The organism is Thomasclavelia sp. (genome assembly GCF_017889095.1).
Taxonomy (GTDB): domain Bacteria; phylum Bacillota_I; class Bacilli_A; order Erysipelotrichales; family Coprobacillaceae; genus Thomasclavelia.
The window spans coordinates 1-3,243 of sequence record NZ_JAGHEW010000386.1 but is presented as its reverse complement, the minus strand read 5'-3'; the positions used below and the strand labels follow the sequence as shown (position 1 = coordinate 3,243).

Annotated in this window: 4 protein-coding genes; all 4 read left to right on the top strand. The window is 34.5% G+C overall.

Annotated features, from left to right (window positions below):
* Positions 1–26 precede the first annotated feature (26 nt).
* Genes J7M77_RS16425 through J7M77_RS16410 form a run of 4 tightly spaced genes read left to right on the top strand, consistent with a single transcriptional unit; the run spans position 27 to position 3,162 of the window.
* A complete protein-coding gene (locus J7M77_RS16425; RefSeq protein WP_296880519.1) occupies positions 27–458 on the top strand; it encodes an ATP synthase subunit C in 432 nt (143 codons plus the stop codon).
* A 19-nt stretch (positions 459–477) separates the two neighbouring features.
* Positions 478–786, top strand: a complete 309-nt coding sequence (locus J7M77_RS16420; protein WP_296880517.1) for a V-type ATP synthase subunit F — start codon at positions 478–480, stop codon at positions 784–786.
* 12 nt (positions 787–798) lie between these two features.
* Positions 799–1,395 carry a V-type ATP synthase subunit E gene (locus J7M77_RS16415; RefSeq protein WP_296880515.1) on the top strand — a complete coding sequence of 199 codons (597 nt, stop codon included), beginning with the start codon at positions 799–801 and terminating at the stop codon, positions 1,393–1,395.
* A 15-nt stretch (positions 1,396–1,410) separates the two neighbouring features.
* Positions 1,411–3,162, top strand: a complete 1,752-nt coding sequence (locus tag J7M77_RS16410; protein ID WP_296880512.1) for a V-type ATP synthase subunit A — start codon at positions 1,411–1,413, stop codon at positions 3,160–3,162.
* Positions 3,163–3,243 lie beyond the last annotated feature (81 nt).

Genomic DNA, 3,243 nt, shown 5'->3' with positions numbered 1-3,243 from the left:
GATTAAAAGTTGAGGAGGAAGTCATTATGACAGTTTTAGAATTTATTTTACCAGCATTAGTAGTTATTTTATTATCATTACCATTAATTTCAGTATTTAAAGGAAAAACAAGTGTTAAATCTGCAAAAATCAGACTAGCAACACATATTGCCGGATTTGCCGGAGCTGTTTGTTTATCATTATATTTAGCGGCAGCTACTAATGGAGTACACGCTGCTGAAGCGGCTTCAATTACAGGAACAATTGCTCAAGGTTTAGGATTCTTAGCTGCTGCTTTAGCTACAGGTTTATCAGCATTAGGAGCTGGGATCGCTGTTGCTGCTGCTGCACCTGCTGCAATTGGAGCATTCTCTGAAAATGAAAAGAACTTTGGTAAATCATTGATCTTCGTTGCCTTAGGTGAAGGGGTAGCTATCTACGGTTTATTAATTTCAATCTTAATTATCAACAATCTTTAATTGAAAGAATGTGATCATTATGCGATTTTATTGTATTAGTGATAATATCGATACGCAAATTGGTCTTCGTTTAGTAGGAATTGAAGGTGAAGTAGTTCATAAAAGACGGGAGTTTTTAGAATTACTAGAATCGAAGTTAAAAGATGATTCAATTGGAATCATCTTGATTACTACTAAATTAATTGAATTAGCGCCGGATATTATCTCCGAAATTAAGTTAAAACAACAAAAACCATTGCTTGTGGAAATACCAGATCGTCATGGTGATTCAATGATTGGAGAAACGATTGACCGTTATGTATCTGAGGCAATTGGTGTGAAGTTATAGAAGGGGAATGCTATGGAAAAGAAAGAACAAGTATTTCTTTATATGAAAGAAGAAATTGAAAGGCTTGCAAGCAAGGAAGAAGAAGAAATCTTAGCCGAAGCAAAAAAAATAGAAGCAGAAATTGATGCTCAAATTAAAGCAGAAGCTAAAAAAGATGCTGATGCTTTACTAGATAAAGAATTGGCAGAAATTTCATCTAGTGCTAGTGTGGAAGCTTCTATGTCACAAGAAGAAAAAACAAGATCCTTAGTGGAAAAAAGAGACGAATATGTAGCTGATATTTTTAATCAGGCTAAAGATAAATTAGTTGCTTTTGTAAATAGTGATGAATATTATGATTATCTAATTAATCATATGAGCAAAATTGGTAAAGATTATCAAATGGAAAGTTCAACCTTGTATTTACGAAACGATGATCTTAAATATCAAGATGCCTTGATTAAAGCCTATGGAACTGCTTTAGAAGTTAAAGAAAGCAGTCAAATTAAAATTGGTGGTTTTATTATTGAAAATAAAGCAACTAATGTTGTTATTGATGAATCGTTAGACTTTGCTTTAGAGAATCAAAAAGACTGGTTCTATAAAACATCAGGCTTAATGATAAAATAAAACAGGGGGTTAAATATGAGCAATAATGTAATTTATTCAATCAATGGACCCGTTGTCAAAGTAAAAGATACAGTATCTTTTTCAATGTTAGAAATGGTGTATGTCGGTAATGATTCATTGATGGGTGAAGTAATTTCGATTTCTAAAGAATTTACCACTATCCAGGTATATGAAACTACTACTGGTCTAAAACCAGGTGAACCAGTTGTTTCAACTGGATCACCAATTTGTGCAACATTGGGCCCTGGAATTTTAAGAAATATTTTTGATGGGATCGAACGTCCGTTAAAAGCCTTGGAAGAACAATCAGGTGCTTTTATCCAAGCTGGAAGTAACGTTGATTCTTTGGATATAAATAAAAAATGGGATGTAACGGTAACTGTTAAACCAGGTGATTATGTTAAAGGTGGCGATATTTATGCTACTGTACCGGAAACTGATTTAATCGTTCATAAATGTATGGTTAGTCCTTTATTAAGTGGAAAAGTTGTTGAAGTAGTAAACGATGGTAAGTATACAATTAATGATACAATCATGAAAATTGAAGATGATCAAGGTAAGATCATCGAATGTACTTTAACTCAAAAATGGCCAATTAAACAAGCTCGTCCAACTGCTAAACGTTTACCAATCAGTATTCCATTAGTAACTGGACAAAGAGTTATCGATACTTTATTCCCGATTGCTAAAGGGGGAACAGCCGCGATCCCAGGTGGATTTGGTACAGGAAAAACCATGACCCAGCACCAGATTGCTAAATGGTGTGATGCCGATATAATCGTTTATGTTGGTTGTGGTGAACGTGGTAACGAAATGACTCAAGTTCTTGAAGAATTTAGTGAATTGATCGACCCTAAAAGTGGTAAACCATTAACTGATCGTACGGTATTGATTGCCAATACTTCAAATATGCCAGTAGCAGCCAGAGAAGCTAGTATTTATACCGGGATTACTTTAGCTGAATATTATCGTGATATGGGATACCACGTAGCTATCATGGCCGATTCGACTTCAAGATGGGCTGAAGCATTACGGGAAATTTCTGGTCGTTTGGAAGAAATGCCAGCTGAAGAAGGATTCCCAGCATACTTACCATCACGTTTATCACAATTCTATGAACGTGCTGGTTACATGGAAACTTTAAACGGGAAAGAAGGTTCGGTATCGATCATTGGTGCCGTTTCTCCTCAAGGGGCTGACTTTTCCGAACCAGTTACTCAAAATACAAAACGTTTCGTTCGTTGTTTCTGGGCGTTAGATAAAGCTTTAGCTTATGCGCGTCACTATTTTGCTATCAACTGGACGCAAAGTTACAGTGATTATGTTTATGATCTAGAAAAATGGTATAGTAAAAATGTTAGTCCAAAATTTGTTAGCGATCGTCAAGAAATATCTTATATTTTAGCTGAAGAAGCTAAATTGAACGAAATCGTGCAATTAATGGGACCTGACGTTCTTCCAGAAGATCAAAAATTAATTATCGAAATTGCTAAAGTTGTTCGTGTTGGTTATTTACAGCAAAACGCTTTCCATAAAGATGATACTTATGTACCAATGGAAAAACAGTTAAAGATGATGGAAGTTATTTTATATTTAAACCGTCGTTGTAAAGAAGCTGTAAATCAAGGTAAAGTAGTTCGTCGGATTGTTGATACAGGAATTTTTGATCAGCTGATCAAAATGAAATATGATATTCCTAATGATAATATTGATAAATTAGATACTTATTATCATGATATTGATGAAGCAATTAATTCTGTAGCGTAGGAGGAAAATGATTATGTCACTACAATATGTAGGTTTAAATGAAATCAATGGACCATTAGTCGTTTTAGACCACGTTAAAGG

Coding starts and splice junctions, on each gene's coding strand:
- J7M77_RS16420 (WP_296880517.1), top strand. CDS start 478: ATGCGATTTTATTGTATTAGTGATAATATCGATACGCAAATTGGTCTT.
- J7M77_RS16415 (WP_296880515.1), top strand. CDS start 799: ATGGAAAAGAAAGAACAAGTATTTCTTTATATGAAAGAAGAAATTGAA.
- J7M77_RS16410 (WP_296880512.1), top strand. CDS start 1,411: ATGAGCAATAATGTAATTTATTCAATCAATGGACCCGTTGTCAAAGTA.
- J7M77_RS16425 (WP_296880519.1), top strand. CDS start 27: ATGACAGTTTTAGAATTTATTTTACCAGCATTAGTAGTTATTTTATTA.